The following is a 20043-nucleotide window of genomic DNA, read 5'->3' as shown; positions in this document are numbered from 1 at the left end:
TGGCTCAGTGGACGGAGTGCTCCTCCTGCGGGAACGTTCCGCCGACCACGTCCTCGGCGAACGCCTTCACCGCGTCGCCCATGACCTCGCGCAGGTTCGCGTACCGCTTGACGAACTTCGGCACCCGGCCGCCGGTCAGCCCGAGCATGTCGGTCCACACCAGCACCTGCGCGTCCGTCTCGGCACCCGCCCCGATGCCGACCGTCGGGATGTGCAGGGTCCGGGTCACCTCCGCCGCCAGCTCGGCCGGCACCAGCTCCAGGACCACCGCGAAGGCTCCGGCGTCCTGCACGGCCTTCGCGTCCCGCAGCAGCTGCTGGGCCGCCTCCTCGCCGCGGCCCTGCACCCGGTACCCCATGGCGTTCACCGACTGCGGGGTCAGCCCGATGTGGGCCATCACCGGGATGCCGGACTCCACCAGCAGCCGGATCTGCTCGTGCGAGCGCTCGCCGCCCTCCAGCTTCACGGCCTGCACACCGGCCTCCTTGACCAGCCGGGTCGCCGAGCGCAGCGCCTGCACCGGGCCCTCCTGGTAGGAGCCGAAGGGGAGGTCGCCGACGATCAGGGCGCGCCGGGTGCCCCGTACGACCGCGGCGGAGAGCATGGTCATCTCGTCGAGGGTGACGGGCACGGTGGTCTCGTACCCCAGGTGACAGTTGCCCGCCGAGTCGCCGACGAGGAGCACCGGGATCCCGGCCTCGTCGAAGACGGACGCGGTCATCGCGTCGTACGCGGTGAGCATGGGCCACTTCTCGCCCCGCTCCTTGGCGAGGGCGATGTCGCGGACGGTGACACGGCGGGTGCTCTTGCCCCCGTACAGCGCCTTGCTGCCGTCGGAGGTCCCGGTCTTGGTGCCCGCGGGCGCGGTCTGGGCAGCCGAAAGCTGCGTCATGGCAACGGCTCCTTACGTCATCTCGAGGCGCCCTGACGGCGTCCCCGGATCCCTCCCATGGTGGCACCTCGTGCCACGGTCGGCCAATACTCCGCGGCGCACCGGTCCGCCCGGCCCCGCGGCAGGGCGATCCGGTGGCGCGGCCCGGCCTCACCGTCCCGTGTGCCGCGGGGCCGCCTGTGGTCCTGCACGGTTCCGAACGGCCCCTATGCGCCACGCCGGAGAGCCGGAATGTGCGCGTTTCGTCACAGTGGCCGTCCGGCACGCCACAATCGGAACTCCCGGCGCGCCTCCGGTCGTCCTCGTGCCCGTACGGCCGTCGACGGGACGGCGGGAACGGAGCCGATCATCCCCTAGGGTCGTAGCCGCGGGGGAGACGGTGTGCACGGCAGGTAGCGAGGCGACGGTATGGCGCAGCAGGCGTACGTGACGGAGACGGACGGCGGCGGCTCGGGGCCCGAGCGTCGGACATTCGGCATCCGGCGCCTGGCGAACCGTCTCACCGGCGGCCGGCTCGGCGACCCGCGGATCTGGCGCCGCGGTCTGGTCACCGCGGCCCTGGCCGTGGTCCTGGCGCTGGTGATGGTGGCGCACGCGTACATCCCCAACCGGTTCGGCAACCTCGGCAGCCTCACCGAGACGTTCCTGCCCTGGCTGGGCCTGGGCGTCCCGGTGCTGCTGCTGGCCGCGGCGGTCCGCCGGTCCGCGACCGCCCTGATCGCGGTGCTGGTCCCGGCGGTGGTCTGGCTCAACCTGTTCGGCGGGCTGCTCACCGACAAGGCGGCCGGCGGCGGCGACCTGACGGTGGCCACGCACAACGTCAACGCCGACAACGCCGACCCGGCCGGCACCGCCCGCGCCGTCGCCGCGTCCGGCGCGGACGTGGTCGCGCTGGAGGAGCTGCGGGCCTCGGCGGTGCCGACGTACGAGGACGCCCTGGCACCGACGTACGAGTACCACTCGGTGCAGGGCACCGTCGGGCTGTGGAGCAAGTACCCGCTGAGCGAGATCGCGCCGGTCGACATCAAGCTGGGCTGGACCCGCGCCATGCGCGCCACGGTGACGACCCCGCGGGGGCCGGTCGCGGTCTACGTCGCCCACCTGCCGTCGGTGCGGGTGAAGCTGGAGGCCGGGTTCACCGCCCGCCAGCGCGACACCAGTGCGGACGCGCTCGGCGAGGCCATCGCCGACGAGCGGCTGGAGCGGGTCGTCCTGCTCGGTGACCTCAACGGCACCATGAACGACCGCGCGCTCAACGCGGTGACCTCGCAGATGCGCTCCACGCAGGGCGCGGCGGGCAGCGGCTTCGGCTTCAGCTGGCCGGCGTCGTTCCCGATGGCGCGGATCGACCAGATCATGGTCAAGGGCGTCGAGCCGATGAGCTCGTGGACGCTGCCGCAGACGGGCAGCGACCATCTGCCGGTGGCCGCGCGGGTGCGGATGGACACGCAGTCTTAACCGGCCGGAATAGCGGGCGGGGGAGAATTTGTTCCGTTCCTGAACATACGATGGAACGGAACCCGTCCCCCCGCTAGCCCTCGAAAGGCAAGGCCTCCATGCCCCTGGCCCTGCTCGCCCTGGCCGTAGGTGCCTTCGGTATCGGCACGACCGAGTTCGTGATGATGGGCCTGCTGCCCGACGTCGCGGCCGACCTGCGCATCTCCATACCCAGCGCCGGCCACCTGGTCTCCGCGTACGCCCTCGGCGTCGTCATCGGCGCCCCGCTCCTCGCGGCACTCACCGCGCGCATGTCCCGCCGCACGGTCCTCATCGGGCTCATGGTCCTCTTCGTCGCGGGCAACGCGCTCTCGGCGTTCGCCCCCGACGAGCACTACCTGCTCGCCGCGCGCTTCCTCAGCGGTCTGCCGCACGGCGCCTTCTTCGGCGTCGGAGCCGTCGTGGCCACCACCCTGGTCAGCCCGGAACGCAAGGCCCGCTCGGTCTCGCTGATGTTCCTCGGCCTGACCGTCGCCAACATCGCCGGCGTCCCCGCCGCCACCCTCGTCGGCCAGCACCTGGGCTGGCGCGCCACCTTCCTCGGCGTCAGCGTGATCGGCCTCGCGGCGATCGCCTCCCTCGCCCTGCTGATCCCGCGCGACACCGCGCAGACCCCCGCGACCGGCCTGCGCGGCGAACTGGCCGCCCTGCGCTCCCTGCCGGTCTGGCTCGCCCTCGGCACCACGGTCGCCGGCTTCGGCGCGCTCTTCGCCGCCTACAGCTACATCACCCCGATGCTCACGGACTCCGCGGGCTACGCCGCCACCAGCGTCACGCTCCTGCTCGCCCTCTTCGGCGTCGGCGCGACGATCGGCAACCTCCTCGGCGGCCGCCTCGCCGACCACGCCATGCGCGCCACCCTGTTCGGCGGCCTGCTCTCCCTCGCCGCGGTCCTCGCGGCCTTCCCGCTGCTGATGCGCACGCCCTGGACGGCGGCCCTGGCGGTGACCCTGCTCGGCACCGCGGCCTTCGTCACCGGCTCCCCGCTCCAGCTGATGGTGATGGAGAAGGCCGCCGCCGCCCCGTCCCTGGCCTCCTCCGCCAACCAGGCCGCCTTCAACCTCGCCAACGCCGGCGGCGCCTGGATCGGCGGCCTCGCCCTCGCCGCGGGCCTCGGCACCACCTCCCCGGCCCTGGCCGGCGCCGCACTCGCGGTCCTCGGCCTCGCGGTCGCGGCCACGGCCCACGCGCTGGACCGCCGCACCGCCCCTCACACCGGCCGCGAACGCCTGGTGGCGGGCCATGTGCCGGCGGAGACGGAGCCGGTGCGCGGCTGAACCGCGGGGGAGCGGCGGCTGCTACGGTCCCCGCCGTGACCGAGCCGCCCTCCCCCCTCCCGGACTCCCCCTACCACCCGGACCCCTGGCCACCGGCGCCGTGGTCCCGACGCGGGACGACACGCCCTGCCCCTGCTGCGGCCGGGTCCGCGGCTACGTCCTGACCGGCCCCGTCCACGCCGTCGACGACCTCGCGGGCCGCCTGTGCCCGTGGTGCGTCGCCGACGGCAGCGCCGCCGACCGCTTCGACGCCCACTTCACCTCGGGCACCGTCCTCGGCGACGACGTGCCCGAAGAGGTCTTCGCCGCGGTCGACCGCCGCACCCCCTCCTTCCAGGCCTGGCAGGAGCCCGCCTGGTTCTTCCACTGCGGGGACGGCGCGGCCTTCCCCGGCCCGGCGGGCGCCGCGGACCTCGCGCCGTACCCCGGCGCCCTGCGGGCCCTGCGCCGCGAAGCCGCCTCCTGGGGGCTGTCCCCGGAGCGGACCGAACGCCACCTCGCCGCACTGGACCGCGACGGCTCACCGACGGCGTACCTCTTCCGCTGCCGGGTGTGCGCGGCGTACCTCGGCCTACGCGGACTTCGCGTAGCGGAAACGGAGCACGCACGACGACGGGGCGGCGAAACGCTTCCGCCGCCCCGGACCCCGCACCGCCCGCGCCTACAGCACCGGCAGGTTCTTCCGCAGCTCGAACGCCGTGACCTCGCTGCGGTACTCCTCCCACTCCTGGCGCTTGTTGCGCAGGAAGAAGTCGAAGACGTGCTCGCCGAGGGTCTCGGCGACGAGGTCGCTGCTCTCCATGAGGGTCAGGGCCTCGCCGAGGTTCTGCGGGAGGGGTTCGATGCCCATCGCGCGGCGCTCGGCGTTGGAGAGGGCCCAGACGTCGTCCTCGGCGCCCGGCGGGAGCTCGTAGCCCTCCTCGATGCCCTTGAGGCCGGCGGCCAGCAGGACGGCGTAGGCGAGGTACGGGTTGGCGCCGGAGTCCAGGGAGCGGACCTCGACCCGGGCGGAGCCGGTCTTGCCCGGCTTGTACATGGGCACGCGGACCAGGGCCGAGCGGTTGTTGTGGCCCCAGCAGATGTAGGAGGGGGCCTCGCCGCCCGCGCCGGCGGTGCGCTCGGAGCCGCCCCAGATGCGCTTGTAGGAGTTCACCCACTGGTTGGTGACCGCGGAGATCTCCGCGGCGTGGCGCAGCAGGCCCGCGATGAAGGAGCGGCCGACCTTGGAGAGCTGGTACTCGGCACCCGACTCGTAGAAGGCGTTGCGGTCGCCCTCGAAGAGGGACAGGTGGGTGTGCATGCCGCTGCCGGGGTGCTCGGAGAACGGCTTCGGCATGAACGTCGCCTGGACGCCCTGCTCCAGCGCCACCTGCTTCATGACCAGGCGGAACGTCATGATGTTGTCGGCCGTGGACAGCGCGTCGGCGTAACGCAGGTCGATCTCCTGCTGGCCGGGGGCGCCCTCGTGGTGGGAGAACTCGACCGAGATGCCCATGGACTCCAGCATGGTGATCGCCTGGCGGCGGAAGTCCATGCCGATGTTCTGCGGGGTGTGGTCGAAGTAGCCCGAGTTGTCGGCCGGGGTGGGGCGGGAGCCGTCCAGCGGGCGGTCCTTCAGCAGGAAGAACTCGATCTCGGGGTGGGTGTAGAAGGTGAAGCCCAGGTCGGAGGTGCGGGCCAGGGCGCGCTTGAGGACGTAGCGCGGGTCCGCGAAGGACGGGGAGCCGTCCGGCATGAGGATGTCGCAGAACATCCGGGCGGTGCCGGGGGCCTCGGCGCGCCAGGGCAGGACCTGGAACGTGGACGGGTCCGGCTTGGCGATCATGTCGGACTCGTAGACCCGGGCGAAGCCCTCGATGGCGGAGCCGTCGAAGCCGATGCCCTCGTCGAAGGCCTGCTCCAGCTCGGCCGGGGCCACGGCAACGGACTTGAGGAAGCCCAGCACGTCCGTGAACCACAGGCGTACGAACCGGATGTCGCGCTCCTCCAACGTCCGGAGCACGAACTCCTGCTGCTTGTCCATCTTCCGCTTCCCCATCCTTGCTGGTCAGGCCGCCTTCCCCGCGCGCCACCGGGAGGCGGTCGGGCACCTGAGCATCCCACCACAACACCATTTCATGCGCGTTGCGGACCTAGATCGGCCGGCCGACCCCGGTCTGAACGGCTCGGGTACGGCAGGTGTACGGCGCTCATGCCCATCTTGCCTGCTCGCACCAACATGCGTAATGGCCGCCCGGGCGGCCGGAGCGGGGCCCGGCGGGGCACGGCCGGGCACCCGGAGCCGAGCACGGCCGGGCACTTGGAGCGGCGGCCCGCGGGGCGCGTGCGGATCGGGCCATTCCGCAGGCATTCCTGTGACCTCCCTACAAGATCACCGGTGTACCCCATTACGATCAGCGCACCCGTCCGTCTCCCGCCTCCCAGAAGGGCCGGCCCCATGGGTTCCGCCAAGAACAAGAGCAGTGCCGCGCGCCAGGCGCGCATAGCCGAGATGCGGCGCGCCGAGCAGGCCCGCGAGCGCCGCAACCGGATCCTCACCATCGGCGCCGGCGTGGTGATCGTCTCCGCTCTGGTTGTCGGCGGTGTCGTGCTCGTGCGGTCGCAGTCCGACGGCTCCACCGAGCAGGCGAGCGACGACAAGACGACCGGCAAGTTCGTCACCGCCGCGGACGGGGTGCGCAAGTGGGAGGGCACGCTGTCGCGCAACCACGTCACCAAGGACGTGAAGTACTCCGTGGAGCCCCCGGTCGGCGGCGACCACCACCAGGCGTGGATGAACTGCAACGGGGACGTCTACACCAAGGAACTGAACAACGTGAACGCCGTGCACTCCCTGGAGCACGGCGCGGTGTGGGTGACGTACAACGCCAAGGCCGCCAAGGCCGACGTCGACAAGCTGGCCGAGAAGGTCAAGAAGACGCCGTACACGCTGATGAGCCCCAACGAGGACCAGAAGGACCCGATCATGCTGACGGCCTGGGGCCACCAGCGGACGGTGACCGGCGCGGACGACCCGAACGTGGACAAGTTCTTCCAGACGTACGTGCAGGGCGCGCAGACCCCCGAGAAGGGCGCCGCCTGCACGGGCGGACTGGCGCAGTGACGCAGGCGCAGGCCGGCTGGATCGCGGGCGCCGCGGCGGCGGTGCTCGTCGCGGCCGGCGCGATCACGTACGCGGTCGCCTCGGACGGCGACGCGGCCGCGGTGCCCGCGGCGGACTCCGCGGACGCCGGCTTCGCCCGCGACATGGCCGTCCACCACCAGCAGGCCGTGGAGATGTCGTACATCGTGCGTGACCGCACCGACGACGAGGAGATCCGGCGCCTCGCGTACGACATCGCCCAGACCCAGGCCAACCAGCGCGGCATGCTGCTGGGCTGGCTCGACCTGTGGGAGCTGCCGAAGGTGTCGGCGAAGCCGCCGATGAGCTGGATGGGCATGGGCGACGCGCCGACCCGCGGCGACGGCTCGCTGATGCCGGGCATGGCCACCGACGACGAGATGGCGAAGCTGGGCAGGCTGAACGGCAAGGCCGCCGAGGTGTACTTCCTCCAGCTGATGACCGCCCACCACAAGGGCGGCATCCACATGGCCGAGGGCTGCGTCGAGCGGTGCGCGGTGAAGGTGGAGAAGGACCTGGCGCAGGGCATGGTCGACGCGCAGCAGTCGGAGATCGACCTGATGGCGGACCTGCTGGCCGAGCGGGGCGCGAAGGCGCGCTGAGCCGCCCGGCACCCCGTGGTGAACCGCCGCGCGCCGGGCCCGGCCACCCGCCGCGCGCATGGCCCGGTCACCTGCCGCGCGCATGGCCCGGCACCCGCCGCACCCCCCATCGCGTCGTTTTGACGATTACACTGGGCGCGTGCCTCAACTACGCCTCGCCCTGAACCAGATCGACTCGCGCGTCGGCGACCTCGCCGGGAACGCGGAGGCGATTCTCCGCTGGACCCGGCACTCCGCCGACCGGGGAGCGCATCTCGTGGCGTTCCCGGAGATGGCGCTGACCGGGTATCCCGTCGAGGACCTGGCCCTGCGCTCCTCCTTCGTCGAGGCGTCCCGCGCGGCGCTGCGCACGCTCGCCGCACGGCTGGCCGAGGAGGGCTTCGGCGAGCTGCCGGTCCTCGTCGGCTACCTGGACCGCTGCGAGACCGCCCAGCCGAAGTACGGCCAGCCGGCCGGCGCCCCGCAGAACGCGGCGGCGCTGCTGCACCGCGGCGAGGTGGCGCTCACCTTCGCCAAGCACCACCTGCCGAACTACGGCGTCTTCGACGAGTTCCGCTACTTCGTGCCCGGCGACAGCATGCCCGTGGTGCGGCTGCACGGCGTCGACATCGCCCTCGCCATCTGCGAGGACCTGTGGCAGGAGGGCGGCCGGGTGCCCGCGGCCCGCTCCGCGAAGGCGGGCCTGCTGCTCTCGGTCAACGCCTCGCCCTACGAGCGCGACAAGGACGACACCCGCCTGGAGCTGGTCCGCAAGCGGGCCCAGGAGGCCGGCTGCACCACCGCCTACCTCGCCATGATGGGCGGGCAGGACGATCTGGTGTTCGACGGCGACTCGATCGTGGTCGACGCGAGCGGCGCGGTCGTCGCCCGGGCGGCCCAGTTCGCCGAGGAGTGCCTGGTCGTCGACCTGGACCTGCCCGCCGCGGCCCCCGACGCCCCGGACGGGGTCGTGGACGACGGCCTGCGCGTCGACCGCCTGATCCTCTCCGACGACCCCCTCCCGGCGTACCCGCCGCAGTACACCGGCGGCTGCGCGGACCGCCTCGGCGACGACGAGGAGGTGTACCAGGCCCTGGTCACGGGCCTGCGCGCGTACGTTGTCAAGAACGGCTTCCGCTCCGTCCTGATCGGCCTGTCCGGCGGCATCGACTCGGCGCTCGTCGCGGCCATCGCCTGCGACGCGGTGGGCGCGCAGAACGTGTACGGCGTCTCGATGCCCTCGAAGTACTCCTCCGAGCACTCCAAGGGCGACGCGGCGGAGCTGGCCCGGCGCACCGGCCTGAACTTCCGCACGGTCCCGATCGCCCCCATGTTCGACGCGTACATGGACGCGCTCGGCCTCACCGGCCTCGCCGAGGAGAACCTCCAGTCCCGCCTGCGCGGCACCCTCCTGATGGCCATCTCCAATCAGGAGGGCCACCTCGTGCTGGCCCCCGGCAACAAGTCCGAGCTGGCGGTGGGCTACTCCACCCTGTACGGCGACTCGGTCGGCGCGTACGGCCCCATCAAGGACGTCTACAAGACCTCGGTCTTCCGCCTCGCGCGCTGGCGCAACCGCGCCGCCGAGGAACGCGGCGAGACCCCGCCGATCCCCGAGAACTCCCTCACCAAGCCGCCGAGCGCGGAGCTGCGCCCCGGCCAGGTCGACACCGACTCGCTGCCGGACTACCCCGTCCTCGACGCCATCCTGGAGCGCTACGTCGACCGCGACGAGGGCGCCGACACGATCGCCGCGGCCGGCTTCGACCCGGACCTGGTGACCCGCACCCTCCGCCTGGTCGACACCGCCGAGTACAAGCGCCGCCAGTACCCGCCGGGGACGAAGATCTCCCCCAAGGGCTTCGGCAAGGACCGGCGGCTGCCGATCACGAACGGGTGGCGGGAGACGGCGTAGCGGCGGCGCGCCGCACCCGAGTTGACACCGCGGGCACCGTCCGGTGTCCTGCTGCGATGCCCGATCTCCGCATCCAGCAGCCACACGACGACGCTGCCCTCCGCGACTGGCAGCACGTCCACAACACGATCATCCCCACCCACCTGCTGTCCCTGGACGAGATACGCGAGCGCGCCCGGCGTCATCACCTGGAGGTCGCGTATCTCGGCGACGTACTCATGGGGTGCAGCACGGTGCGCCCGCCGGAGGACAGCACCCGGACCGCCACCGTGATCGCCCGCGTGCTGCCCGCCCACCGCCGCCAGGGGTACGGGGAGCAGCTCTACGCCCGTGGGCTGGAGCGGGCGCGGGAGCTGGGGGCCGAGGTGATCGAGACCGTCGTCCTCGGCTCCAACGAGGACGGACTGCGGTTCGCCGAGAAGCACGGCTTCGTCGAGACCGAGCGGTATCTGCTGCCGGGCGACACCATCCCGTGGATCGACCTGCGTCTCGTCTGAACCGCCGGCGACCGGCTACTGCTGCTGCTTGCGCGCCAGTTCCGCCAGGACCTGGTACAGCGGCTCCTTGGCGCGGCGGCGGTACTCCTGGATCGACCAGCCGTTGCCGTCGGGGTCTTTGAAGTACATGAAGGTGGCGCCGTCGTCGGGGGTGTAACGGACCGGCTCGGAGACCTCCAGGCCGCGGCCGACCAGCTCGGCCCGGGCCGCCTCGATGTCGGCCACGCACAGCTGGAGGCCCTGGTAGGAGCCGGGGGCCGGCTTGGGGCCCTTGGTCAGTTCCCAGACGCTGTCGCCGAGGGCGATGGAGCAGCCGGAGCCGGGCGGGGTCAGCTGGACGATGCGCATGCCCGGCATGACCTCCTGGTCGATGTCGACGTGGAAGCCGACCTTGTCGCGGTAGAAGTCCCGGGCGCGGTCGATGTCGCTCACGGGCAGCGGGATGACTTCGAGGGTCAGGGCCATGTCCATCACGTGACTCCTTCGTCGACGCGGGTCTCGTACGGGCCTACGCACCGAACCGCCATCTCGTCTGGCTGAACGGCTGTCCCTTACCGAAGCCGAAAACCGTGCGCGGCGCCACCGAATAGACGACGGCGTGTCCGGGGCCGTGGTGGAAGAACCCGTCCCGGACCTCGAAGTGCCAGAACGCGCCGTACTTCTCCTCCCACGCCGCCGCCGGCTCGCGCAGCCGCCCGTCGTCCGTGACGCGGACCGCCTCGCCCTCGACCACCAGGTCGTAGCCCCGGTCCCAGGTGTTCGTGCCGGTCGTCAGCACGACCTGCGGGTTCGCCGCCAGGTTGCGGGCCTTGCGTTCCTCCGGCCCGGTGCAGAAGTGCAGCTCACCCGCCGACCAGACCGCCGGGAGCGGGGTCACGTGCGGGCGGCCGTCCGGCCGTACCGTCGAGAAGCAGAACAGCTCGGCCCCGGCGAGCAGCTTCTCGGCCTCCGGCCACGGGGTCGCGGTGGCCGTCTCGTCGCTGTAGCGCGGATCCAGGTGCGTCCGCGGGTGTCCGTCGGTCGTCATGGGCGTCCTCCCGGCACTTGCTCCGACCCGTCCCCCCAGCGCGTCCTCCCGCGCTCACCGGTACAGACCCCGTCCACCCCCCGAACTCATCGGAGCCCGCGCACACGGCTGCGGTTAGGCTCGGCTCGTACGACAGTGATCTCGTACGCGACGCGTCGCCGTACGAGGGTGACCGGGAACGGGAGGCTGGGATGACGGCGCCGGGGCGCAGGAGCAGTACCTTCACGCGGCTGCTGCGGCACGGCTTCACCGACGCCACCTCCGCCGAGCGGCTGCTGGACAGCCCCGAGCTGGCAGCCGTGCGCGACGACCCCGTCCTGCTGGAGGCGCTGGGCGCCACCGCCGACCCCGATCTCGCCCTGCGCGGGCTCGTCCGGCTGCTGGAGGCCCAGCCGGACCCGGCCGCCCGCCGCGCGCTGCTCGACACGGTGACAGCGGCCAAGCCGCTGCGCGACCGGCTGCTCGGGGTGCTCGGCGCGTCCGTCGCGCTCGGCGAGCACCTGGCCCGGCACGCGGGCGACTGGCAGGCGCTGGTGATGTACGAGCCGCGGGACCTGCATCCGGGCGTCGAGGAGTTCGAGCGGCAACTGGCCGGGGCCGGCGACCCCGTCGCGCTGCGGATCGCCTACCGGCGCTGCCTGCTGTCCATCGCCGCCCGCGACGTGTGCGGCACGACCGACGTCGCCGAGACCGCCGCCGAACTGGCCGACCTGGCCACCGCCACCCTGCGCGCGGCCTTGCGGCTGGCCGAGGCCGCCGCGCCCGAGGACGCCGCGCTGTGCCGCCTCGCGGTGATCGCGATGGGCAAGTGCGGCGGGCACGAGCTGAACTACGTCTCCGACGTGGACGTCATCTTCGTCGGCGAGGCCGCGGGCGGCGCCGACGAGAGCAAGGCCCTCAAGGCCGCCACCAAGCTCGCCTCGCACCTGATGCGGATCTGCTCCGAGACCACCGTCGAGGGCTCCATCTGGCCGGTCGACGCCAACCTGCGGCCCGAGGGACGCAACGGCCCGCTCGTGCGCACCCTCTCCAGCCACCTCGCCTACTACCAGCGCTGGGCCAAGACCTGGGAGTTCCAGGCCCTGCTCAAGGCCCGGCCCGTGGCCGGCGACCGGGAGCTGGGGGAGCAGTACGTCGCCGCCCTCGACCCCCTCGTGTGGCAGGCCGCCGAGCGGGAGAACTTCGTCGCCGACGTACAGAAGATGCGGCGGCGCGTGGTGGAGAACATCCCGGTCGCCGAGGTCGAGCGCGAGCTGAAGCTGGGGCCGGGCGGGCTGCGCGACGTCGAGTTCGCCGTCCAGCTGCTCCAGCTGGTGCACGGGCGGGCCGACGCCTCCCTGCGCAGCGGCACCACCCTCGACGCGCTGCGGGCGCTGGCCGCCGGCGGGTACGTGGGCCGCGCGGACGCCGCCCAGCTGGAGGACGCGTACCGCTTCCTGCGGTCCATGGAGCACCGCATCCAGCTCTACCGGCTGCGCCGCACCCACCTCGTCCCGGAGGACGAGGCCGACCAGCGGCGCCTCGGCCGCTCGCTGGGCCTGCGCACCGACCCGGTCGGTGAGCTGAACCGCGAGTGGAAACGGCACGCGGCCGTCGTGCGCCGGCTGCACGAGAAGCTGTTCTACCGGCCGCTGCTCGACGCGGTCGCCCAGCTCGCCCCCGGCGAGGCCCGGCTCAGCCCCGAGGCCGCGCGGGAACGGCTCGTTGCGCTCGGGTACGCCGACCCCGCCTCCGCGCTGCGCCACCTGGAGGCGCTGGCCTCCGGCGTGTCCCGCAAGGCCGCCATCCAGCGCACCCTGCTGCCGGTGCTGCTCGGCTGGTTCGCGGACTCCGCCGACCCGGACGCGGGCCTGCTGAACTTCCGCAAGGTGTCCGACGCGCTCGGCAAGACGCCCTGGTACCTGCGGCTGCTGCGCGACGAGGGCGCCGCCGCGCAGAACCTCGCCCGCGTGCTGTCCGCCGGCCGGCTCGCCCCCGACCTGCTGATGCGCGCGCCCGAGGCGGTCGCGCTGCTCGGCGACGGCGACGGCGGCGGTGGCCTGGAGCCGCGCGGCCGGGCCCATCTGGAGCAGGAGGTCCTGGCCGCCGTCGGCCGCGCGGACGGCGCCGAGCAGGCGGTCACGGCGGCGCGCGGCGTGCGCCGCCGTGAACTGTTCCGTACGGCCGCCGCCGACATCGTCGGCTCCTACGGCACCGAGGACCGCCCCGCCGAGGCCGACCAGGGCGCCCTGGTCGACCGGGTCGGCGCGGCCGTGTCCGACCTGACCGCCGCGACCCTAGCCGGCACCCTGCGCGCGGTGGTCCGCGACAACTGGGGCGACGAGCTGCCGACCCGTTTCGCCGTCATCGGCATGGGCCGCTTCGGCGGCCACGAACTCGGCTACGGCTCCGACGCGGACGTGCTGTTCGTGCACGAGCCGCGTGAGGGCGTCGACGAGCGGGAGGCCGGGCAGGCCGCGAACCGGGTCGTCTCCGAGATGCGCCGCCTGCTGCAGATCCCCAGCGCCGACCCGCCCCTGCTGATCGACGCCGACCTGCGCCCGGAGGGCAAGTCCGGGCCGCTGGTCCGCTCCCTGAAGTCGTACGAGGCCTACTACCGCCGCTGGTCCCTGGTCTGGGAGTCCCAGGCGCTGCTGCGGGCCGAGCCGGTCGCCGGGGACGAGGACCTGGGGCGCCGGTTCGTCGAGCTGATCGACCCGCTGCGCTATCCGGCGCGCGGCCTCGACGACGACGCCGTACGCGAGATCCGGCGCCTGAAGGCCCGCATGGAGTCCGAGCGGCTGCCCCGGGGCGTCGACCCCAAGCTGCACGCCAAGCTGGGACCGGGCGGCCTGTCCGACGTCGAGTGGACCGTCCAGCTCCTCCAGATGCGGCACGGTGCCGCCCACGAGGCGCTGCGCACCACCCGGACCCGCGAGGCGCTCGCCGCGGCCCGCGAGGCCGGTCTGATCTCCGCCGAGAGCGCCGCGGTCCTCGACGAGGCGTGGGTGCTCGCCACCCGGGTGCGCAACGCGGTGATGCTGGTCCGGGGCCGGGCCGGCGACACCTTCCCGACGGACCCGCGCGAACTGGCCGCCGTGGGCCGCTACCTCGGGTACGGCCCCGGCCACGCCGGCGACATGCTCGACGCCTACCGCCGTACCACGCGCCGCGCGCGGGGCGTGGTCGAGGAGCTGTTCTACGGGGCATGAGCGGCCGCGGCGCCCCGCTCCCGCACGTCAGGCTCGGGGACACCAGGCTTCCGTGCGTCACGTTCAGGGACGCCGTTCTCCGGGACGCCCGGCCGCCGCGCGTCGCGCTGCGGGACGCCCCGCTCCGGGACGCCGGGCTGCCGGGCGTCACGCTCGGGGACGCCCGGTCTCCGGGACGCCAGGCTCCCGGACGCCCCGCTCCGGGACGCCGATCTGCGGGACGCCAGGCTCCCGTACGTCACGCTCCGAGACGCCGCCCCCCGGGACGCCGGCCTTCGAGGCGTCGTACGCCGGGGCCGCGGGTGCCGCGTCCCGTGGGGCGGGGGTGCGCCGGGTCATCGCCACGCCCAGCAGGACGACGGCCATCCCCGCCACCACCCGCGCCCCGACCTGCTCGCCGAGCACCAGCGCGCCCAGCGCCACCGACACCACCGGCAGCAGGTAGCCGACCGTGGCCGCGCTCGTCGGGCCTTCGTCGGCGATGAGGCGGTAGTTGAGGTAGAAGGTGACGCCGGTGCCCAGCACGCCGAGGGCGGTGACCGCGAGCAGCGCGGTGACGTCGGCGTCCAGCGGGCCGGCCACCGGCAGGGCGAACGCGCTCCAGGCGGTGGCGGTGAGCAGCTGGGCCGCGGACAGGGCCAGCGGGGCCCGCCGGTCGGTGAGATGCCGGGCCATGTAGGCGAAGGCGACGGCGTAACTCGCGGCGGCGGCCAGCAGCGCCGCCGCGCCCCAGCCGAGCAGGCCCGAGCGCTGCCACGGCGCGAAGATCAGCACCGTGCCGGCGAAGCCGAGCAGCAGTCCGGCCAGGCGGGCCCGGCCGAGGCCCCGCTCGGTGCCGAGCAGGACGCCGATCAGCAGGGACCACAGCGGGGTCGTCGCGTTCAGGACGCCCGCGACACCCGAGTCGACGGTCTGCTCGCCGATGCCGAACAGGGCGAAGGGCAGGGCGTTGCAGAACAGCGCGGCGATCACCAGACGCCCCCAGGTGGCCCGGTCGCGCGGCAGCCGCTGGCCGGCCCAGCGGGCCAGGAGCAGCAGGACGGCGGTGCCGAGCCCACAGCGGGCGATGGTGATCTGGGCGGGGGAGAGGCCGTGGTCGAGGGCGACCTTGATCCAGAGGAAGCCCGAGCCCCAGAGGAGGGCGAGCGCGGCCATACGGAGCGTGGAGGCGAGGGGCATGGCTCCACGCTGGACGCCTTTTCCCTTCAGGACAAGTGAAAAGTTCTGCAATCCGTTTAAGCTGAACTACATGCAGCTTGATGTGCGACGGATGCAGGTGCTGCGCGCTGTCGTCGGCACCGGCTCGGTGACCGCGGCGGCGGCGCGGCTCGGGTACACGCCCTCCGCGGTCAGCCAGCAGATCGCGGCCCTGGAGAAGGAGGCCGGCACGGACCTGCTGGAGCGGGCGGGGCGCGGCGTGCGGCCCACGGCGGCGGGGCTGCTGCTGACCGAGCACGCCGACGCCATCGCCCGGCGGGTCGCCGAGGCCGAGACCGCGCTCGCCGACCTGCTGGCGGGGCGCACCGGGCGGCTGTCGGTGCGGTACTTCGCCACGGCGGGCGCGGCGCTGGTCGCCCCGGCGGTGGCGCGGCTGCGGACGCTGCACCCCGGCGTGCAGGTGGAACTCCGCCTCGCGGATCCCCAGGACCCCCTCACCGACGTCCGCGAGGGCCGGGCCGACATCGCGCTGGTGGTGGGCGAGGAAGGCGCCCGGGACGGCGTACGCCTGCTGCGCCTGCTCGACGACCCCTACCTCGCCGTCCTGCCCAAGGGGCACCCGCTGGCCGCTCGGCGGAGCGTGGACCTGGCCGAGCTGGCCGACGAGCCGTGGGTGGGCAGCGAGTGGCCCGGACCGTGCCTCGACGCCCAGCTCGCCGCCTGCGCGGCCGCGGGTTTCCGTCCCCGCTTCGTCGTCGACAGCGAGGACTACCTCACCGCCCAGGGCTTCGTGGCCGCCGGCCTCGGCGTCACCCTGATCCCCCGGCTGGGCCTGGGCACGCCCCACCCGGACGTCACCGTCCGCCGCCTGAAGCCCCCGACGCCGGCCCGCACCATCCTGGCCGCCCTGCGCCCGGCCGCACCCGCGCAGCCGCCCCTGACGGCCTTCATCGAGTCGCTGAGGGAGGCGGCGGGAGGCGGTGGCGCGGCGCCGCGCCAGGACGCGCGTCGCGCGACGGCGCGATAGCGCCGGGGGCGCCGGGGAGCCCCCGCGCGGCCGTCACGCCTTCGTCGGCTCCAGGGCGCTCCGGTGCGGGGCCGCCGCGGGCTGGTGGACCAGCCGGGGGAGGGCGTGGGGCAGGGCGCCGTACCAGGCGCGGGCGACGGTGTAGCCGAAGCCGAGGCAGAGCATGCCGCCCACGGCGTCGAGCCAGAAGTGATTGGCGGTGGCGACGATGACCACCAGCGTCGCCGCGGGGTACACCAGCCCCAGCACCCGCACCCACGGCACCCGCGTCAGCGCGAAGATCGTCACGCCGCACCACAGGGACCAGCCGATGTGCATCGAGGGCATCGCGGCGTACTGGTTCGACATGTTCTTCAGGTCGCCGGACGCCATGGAGCCCCAGGTCTGGTGGACCAGGACGGTGTCGATGAAGCCGCCGCCGGTCATCAGGCGGGGCGGGGCCAGCGGATACAGGTAGTAGCCGACGAGCGCGACGCCCGTGGTCGCGAACAGCACCAGGCGCGTCGCCGCGTAGCGGCCGGGGTGGCTGCGGTACAGCCACACCAGCACGCCGAGCGTCACCACGAAGTGCAGTGTCGCGTAGTAGTAGTTCATGCCCACGATCAGCCAAGTCACGGCATTGGCCGCGTGGTTGACGGACTGCTCCACGGCGATGCCGAGCTGCTGCTCGGCCTTCCAGATCCAGTCCGCGTTGCGCAGCGCCTCCGCCTTCTGCTCCGGTACGGCGTTGCGGATCAGCGAGTACGTCCAGTAACTCACCGCGATCAGCAGAATCTCGAACCACAGCCGGGGACGGCGCGGGCTGCGCAGCCGGCGCAGGACGCTGCGCGCGGTCTGACCCGATTCGTCCGTGACATCGTCCGCGACGTGGTGCGGAACGGCCTCGGCAGGGCCTTCCGGTGTCGTCACGGTCGTCTCACTCATGGGCACAGAGTCTGCCAGAAAAGCGTTCCCCTCCCGATCATCCCCCGGTCGGGTTCCGGACGCACGTTCTCCACCCGGCGGACATATCGGCGTACTACGACCGCACGGTGCCCGCCGGCGCCCCTCCGCCCGGCGGAGGATTCACGGCCGTGTCACGGACGATGGCGGTGTACCGGGGCGGAGGCGGTCGAACCGCGCACCACCAGCTCCGGCATGAAGACGAACTCGCTGTGCGGCGCCGGGGTGCCGCCGATCTCCTCCAGCAGCGTGCGCACCGCGGCCTGCCCCATCGCCGGGACCGGCTTGCGGACGGTGGTCAGCGGCGGATCGGTGAAGGCGATCAGCGGGGAGTCGTCGAAGCCGACGACGGAGATGTCCTTCGGTACGTCCAGCCCGAGCTGCCGGGCCGCGCGTATCGCCCCCAGCGCCATCATGTCGCTGGCGCACACCACCGCCGTGCAGTCCCGGCCGATCAGCGCGGAGGCGGCGGCCTGGCCGCCCTCCAGCGTGTACAGCGAGTGCTGGATCAGCTCCGACTCGACCACCTCGGCGGTCAGCCCCAGCTGCTCCTGCACGGCCCGGACGAAGCCCTCGATCTTGCGCTGCACCGGCACGAACCGCTTGGGTCCGAGCGCCAGGCCGATGCGGGTGTGGCCGAGCGAGACCAGGTGCGTCACCGCGAGCGTCATCGCCGCGCGGTCGTCGGGGGAGATGAACGGCGCCTGCACCTTCGGGGAGAAGCCGTCGACGAGGACGAAGGGCACGCCCTGCGCCCGCAGCTGCTCGTAGCGCTGCATGTCGGCGGTGGTGTCGGCGTGCAGTCCGGAGACGTAGATGATGCCCGCGACCCCGCGGTCCACCAGCATCTCGGTCAGCTCGTCCTCGGTCGAGCCGCCGGGGGTCTGGGTGGCGAGCACCGGGGTGTAGCCCTGCCGGGTCAGCGCCTGGCCGATGACCTGGGCGAGGGCCGGGAATATCGGGTTCTCCAGCTCGGGCGTGATCAGCCCGACCAGTCCGGCGCTGCGCTGCCGCAGCCGCACCGGGCGCTCGTAGCCCAGCACGTCGAGCGCGGCCAGCACCGACTGGCGGGTGGTGGCGGCGACGCCGGGCTTCCCGTTGAGGACGCGGCTGACGGTCGCCTCGCTCACCCCCGCCTGCGCAGCGATGTCCGCAAGCCGTGTGGTCACAGGGTGCGACTGTACCGGCCAGGTCTCCCCTTGCCCACCGAACGGACGCCGGGTGCGAGCGGTTGACCGGCGCGCTGCGGGTTGCTGCGACATGGCGTCCCCTCATTGAAAAGAACAGCAAGAGCTTGCAAGTCTTGCACAACACGGTCCGTGCCCGCTCAACCCCGTAGAACAACGGTCTCACAGCGGTCTACGACAGGTCACGCCCGAATAACTTCGGTGATGCCTTGCACTTTTTTTCTGCAAGGTCTTTCGCAACTATTGCATCGCTGTTACGTTCACGTCGCCCGGCGGCCGCAACGGCGCAGTCGGCAAGTCGACAGGAAGCGGCAGACGGGGCCGCCTCCTGTCAGGGCCTCCCTGGCGGCCCACCTCACGGGCTTTACCCTCAAGGAGAACTCATGCGGCGTGGCATAGCGGCCACCGCGCTGGTGGCGTCCCTCGCTCTCGCGGCGACGGCCTGCGGCGGCGACGACAGCAGCGACAGCTCGAACGGGCCGGTCACCATCACCTGGTGGGACACCTCCAACGCGACCAACGAGGCGCCGACGTACAAGGCCCTGGTCAAGGAGTTCGAGGCCGCCAACAAGGACGTCAAGGTCAAGTACGTCAACGTGCCCTTCGACCAGGCGCAGAACAAGTTCGACACGGCCGCCGGTTCCAAGGGCGCCCCGGACGTGCTGCGCTCCGAGGTCGGCTGGACCCCCGCCTTCGCCAAGAAGGGCTTCTTCCTGCCGCTGGACGGCACCGAGGCCCTGGCCGAGCAGGACAAGTTCAAGCCCAACCTGATCGAGCAGGCCAAGTACGAGGGCAAGACCTACGGCGTCCCCTTCACCACGGACACCCTGGCCCTCGTCTACAACAAGGAACTGTTCGAGAAGGCCGGCGTCGAGGCCCCCAAGACCTGGGACGACCTGAAGAAGGCCGCCGCCACGATCAAGGCCAAGACCGGCGTCGACGGCTACTGGGGCTCCACCCAGGCCTACTACGCCCAGTCCTTCCTCTACGGCGAGGGCGCCGACACCGTCGACGTCGACGCCAAGAAGATCACGGTGACCTCGCCCGCCGCCAAGAAGGGCTACGCCACCTGGCAGTCCCTCTTCGACGGCAAGGGCCTGCACAAGGCCGACACCACCGCCGACGCCTACGCCCACATCCAGGAGGCGTTCGTCAGCGGCAAGGTCGCCTCGATCATCCAGGGTCCGTGGGAGATCACGAACTTCTACAAGGGTTCCGCCTTCAAGGACAAGGGCAACCTCGGCATCGCCACCGTCCCGGCCGGCTCCACCGGCAAGGCGGGCGCCCCGACCGGCGGCCACAACCTGTCCGTCTACGCGGGCTCGGACGAGGCGCACCAGAAGGCCGCGCTGAAGTTCGTGAAGTTCATGACCTCGGCCAAGGCCCAGGAGACCATCGCCCTGAAGAACAACACGCTGCCGACGCGCGACGACGCCTACACCGAGCAGGTCAAGGCCGACCCGGGCATCGCCGGTTACCAGACGGTGCTCGCCGCCGCCCAGCCGCGTCCCGCGCTGCCCGAGTACAGCTCGCTGTGGGGTCCGCTCGACGACGAACTGCTGAAGGTCGCCGGCGGCAAGGTGTCCCTGGACGAGGGACTGAGCAACGCTGAGACCGCGATCGCCAAGCTGGTCCCGGACTTCACCAAGTAAGCCCGTGTGGCCGCCGGATCCTCCAGTACAGAGGGGGGAAGGATCCGGCGGCCATCGGCCTGTGAGCCGTACCGAATCT

Annotated in this window: 16 protein-coding genes; 9 read left to right on the top strand and 7 right to left on the bottom strand. The window is 72.7% G+C overall.

All coding sequences use genetic code 11. The annotated features are described in order from the left end of the window. Positions 1–4: 4 nt before the first annotated feature. Positions 5–892 carry a 3-methyl-2-oxobutanoate hydroxymethyltransferase gene (gene panB, locus G7Z13_RS09575; protein ID WP_165997811.1) on the bottom strand — a complete coding sequence of 296 codons (888 nt, stop codon included), beginning with the start codon at positions 890–892 and terminating at the stop codon, positions 5–7. A 408-nt stretch (positions 893–1300) separates the two neighbouring features. On the opposite strand from panB, the gene G7Z13_RS09570 reads away from it, so the two are divergent. Both G7Z13_RS09570 and G7Z13_RS09565 read left to right on the top strand, forming a co-directional pair. Beyond that, complete coding sequence (locus tag G7Z13_RS09570; RefSeq protein WP_165997810.1) at positions 1301–2350, top strand: endonuclease/exonuclease/phosphatase family protein; 1050 nt, start codon at positions 1301–1303, stop codon at positions 2348–2350. Between the two features lie 98 nt (positions 2351–2448). Then, complete coding sequence (locus tag G7Z13_RS09565) at positions 2449–3666, top strand: MFS transporter (RefSeq protein WP_165997808.1); 1218 nt, start codon at positions 2449–2451, stop codon at positions 3664–3666. A gap of 661 nt (positions 3667–4327) precedes the next feature. Here G7Z13_RS09565 and glnA read toward each other — a convergent pair. Beyond that, complete coding sequence (gene glnA / locus G7Z13_RS09555) at positions 4328–5689, bottom strand: type I glutamate--ammonia ligase (protein WP_165997807.1); 1362 nt, start codon at positions 5687–5689, stop codon at positions 4328–4330. Positions 5690–6103: 414 nt separating this feature from the next. On the opposite strand from glnA, the gene G7Z13_RS09550 reads away from it, so the two are divergent. The 4 genes from G7Z13_RS09550 to G7Z13_RS09535 all read left to right on the top strand — a co-directional run bounded on the left by G7Z13_RS09550 (position 6104) and on the right by G7Z13_RS09535 (position 9780). Next, positions 6104–6769, top strand: coding sequence for a DUF3105 domain-containing protein (locus G7Z13_RS09550; RefSeq protein ID WP_166004805.1), 666 nt, complete (start codon positions 6104–6106; stop codon positions 6767–6769). Further along, entirely contained in the window at positions 6766–7389 is a 624-nt protein-coding gene (locus G7Z13_RS09545) for a DUF305 domain-containing protein (RefSeq protein ID WP_165997805.1), read from the top strand. Before G7Z13_RS09550 ends, G7Z13_RS09545 begins: the two co-directional genes overlap by 4 nt. A gap of 139 nt (positions 7390–7528) precedes the next feature. Then, positions 7529–9283, top strand: a complete 1755-nt coding sequence (locus G7Z13_RS09540; protein ID WP_165997804.1) for an NAD+ synthase — start codon at positions 7529–7531, stop codon at positions 9281–9283. Positions 9284–9339: 56 nt separating this feature from the next. Then, positions 9340–9780, top strand: a complete 441-nt coding sequence (locus G7Z13_RS09535; protein WP_165997802.1) for a GNAT family N-acetyltransferase — start codon at positions 9340–9342, stop codon at positions 9778–9780. A 15-nt stretch (positions 9781–9795) separates the two neighbouring features. Here G7Z13_RS09535 and G7Z13_RS09530 read toward each other — a convergent pair whose 3' ends face one another. After that, positions 9796–10245 (bottom strand): VOC family protein, encoded by a 450-nt coding sequence (locus G7Z13_RS09530; RefSeq protein WP_166004803.1) that lies wholly within the window; start codon positions 10243–10245, stop codon positions 9796–9798. 43 nt (positions 10246–10288) lie between these two features. Next, positions 10289–10807: a pyridoxamine 5'-phosphate oxidase family protein gene (locus G7Z13_RS09525; RefSeq protein ID WP_165997801.1), complete on the bottom strand. Its 519-nt coding sequence runs from the start codon at positions 10805–10807 to the stop codon at positions 10289–10291. Between the two features lie 191 nt (positions 10808–10998). Between G7Z13_RS09525 and G7Z13_RS09520 the strand changes: the two genes are divergently transcribed. Then, positions 10999–13998: a bifunctional [glutamine synthetase] adenylyltransferase/[glutamine synthetase]-adenylyl-L-tyrosine phosphorylase gene (locus tag G7Z13_RS09520; protein ID WP_165997799.1), complete on the top strand. Its 3000-nt coding sequence runs from the start codon at positions 10999–11001 to the stop codon at positions 13996–13998. A gap of 147 nt (positions 13999–14145) precedes the next feature. Here the strand turns inward: G7Z13_RS09520 and G7Z13_RS09515 are convergent, their stop codons facing one another. After that, on the bottom strand, positions 14146–15177 hold the full coding sequence (locus tag G7Z13_RS09515; RefSeq protein WP_165997798.1) for a DMT family transporter: 1032 nt from the start codon (positions 15175–15177) through the stop codon (positions 14146–14148). A gap of 91 nt (positions 15178–15268) precedes the next feature. Here G7Z13_RS09515 and G7Z13_RS09510 point away from each other — a divergent pair, with 91 nt between their 5' ends. Continuing rightward, on the top strand, positions 15269–16183 hold the full coding sequence (locus G7Z13_RS09510) for a LysR family transcriptional regulator (protein WP_166004801.1): 915 nt from the start codon (positions 15269–15271) through the stop codon (positions 16181–16183). Positions 16184–16216: 33 nt separating this feature from the next. Here the strand turns inward: G7Z13_RS09510 and G7Z13_RS09505 are convergent, their stop codons facing one another. Together G7Z13_RS09505 and G7Z13_RS09500 are read right to left on the bottom strand one after the other, a co-directional pair. Next, positions 16217–17107 (bottom strand): phosphatase PAP2 family protein, encoded by an 891-nt coding sequence (locus tag G7Z13_RS09505; RefSeq protein WP_165997796.1) that lies wholly within the window; start codon positions 17105–17107, stop codon positions 16217–16219. A 152-nt stretch (positions 17108–17259) separates the two neighbouring features. Continuing rightward, positions 17260–18294 carry a LacI family DNA-binding transcriptional regulator gene (locus G7Z13_RS09500; RefSeq protein WP_165997795.1) on the bottom strand — a complete coding sequence of 345 codons (1035 nt, stop codon included), beginning with the start codon at positions 18292–18294 and terminating at the stop codon, positions 17260–17262. Between the two features lie 401 nt (positions 18295–18695). On the opposite strand from G7Z13_RS09500, the gene G7Z13_RS09495 reads away from it, so the two are divergent. Further along, positions 18696–19964: an extracellular solute-binding protein gene (locus tag G7Z13_RS09495; RefSeq protein WP_165997793.1), complete on the top strand. Its 1269-nt coding sequence runs from the start codon at positions 18696–18698 to the stop codon at positions 19962–19964. Positions 19965–20043: the final 79 nt, after the last annotated feature.

It is taken from the genome of Streptomyces sp. JB150, assembly GCF_011193355.1.
Lineage (GTDB): Bacteria > Actinomycetota > Actinomycetes > Streptomycetales > Streptomycetaceae > Streptomyces.
This window is presented reverse-complemented; position numbering and strand designations above follow the sequence as displayed.

Excerpts from the sequence above, each read along its gene's own strand:
- panB (WP_165997811.1), bottom strand. The coding sequence starts at position 892 with ATGACGCAGCTTTCGGCTGCCCAGACCGCGCCCGCGGGCACCAAGACC.
- G7Z13_RS09570 (WP_165997810.1), top strand. The coding sequence starts at position 1,301 with ATGGCGCAGCAGGCGTACGTGACGGAGACGGACGGCGGCGGCTCGGGG.
- G7Z13_RS09565 (WP_165997808.1), top strand. The coding sequence starts at position 2,449 with ATGCCCCTGGCCCTGCTCGCCCTGGCCGTAGGTGCCTTCGGTATCGGC.
- glnA (WP_165997807.1), bottom strand. The coding sequence starts at position 5,689 with ATGGACAAGCAGCAGGAGTTCGTGCTCCGGACGTTGGAGGAGCGCGAC.
- G7Z13_RS09550 (WP_166004805.1), top strand. The coding sequence starts at position 6,104 with ATGGGTTCCGCCAAGAACAAGAGCAGTGCCGCGCGCCAGGCGCGCATA.
- G7Z13_RS09535 (WP_165997802.1), top strand. The coding sequence starts at position 9,340 with ATGCCCGATCTCCGCATCCAGCAGCCACACGACGACGCTGCCCTCCGC.
- G7Z13_RS09530 (WP_166004803.1), bottom strand. The coding sequence starts at position 10,245 with ATGGCCCTGACCCTCGAAGTCATCCCGCTGCCCGTGAGCGACATCGAC.
- G7Z13_RS09525 (WP_165997801.1), bottom strand. The coding sequence starts at position 10,807 with ATGACGACCGACGGACACCCGCGGACGCACCTGGATCCGCGCTACAGC.
- G7Z13_RS09520 (WP_165997799.1), top strand. The coding sequence starts at position 10,999 with ATGACGGCGCCGGGGCGCAGGAGCAGTACCTTCACGCGGCTGCTGCGG.
- G7Z13_RS09515 (WP_165997798.1), bottom strand. The coding sequence starts at position 15,177 with ATGCCCCTCGCCTCCACGCTCCGTATGGCCGCGCTCGCCCTCCTCTGG.
- G7Z13_RS09510 (WP_166004801.1), top strand. The coding sequence starts at position 15,269 with ATGCAGGTGCTGCGCGCTGTCGTCGGCACCGGCTCGGTGACCGCGGCG.
- G7Z13_RS09505 (WP_165997796.1), bottom strand. The coding sequence starts at position 17,107 with ATGAGTGAGACGACCGTGACGACACCGGAAGGCCCTGCCGAGGCCGTT.
- G7Z13_RS09495 (WP_165997793.1), top strand. The coding sequence starts at position 18,696 with ATGCGGCGTGGCATAGCGGCCACCGCGCTGGTGGCGTCCCTCGCTCTC.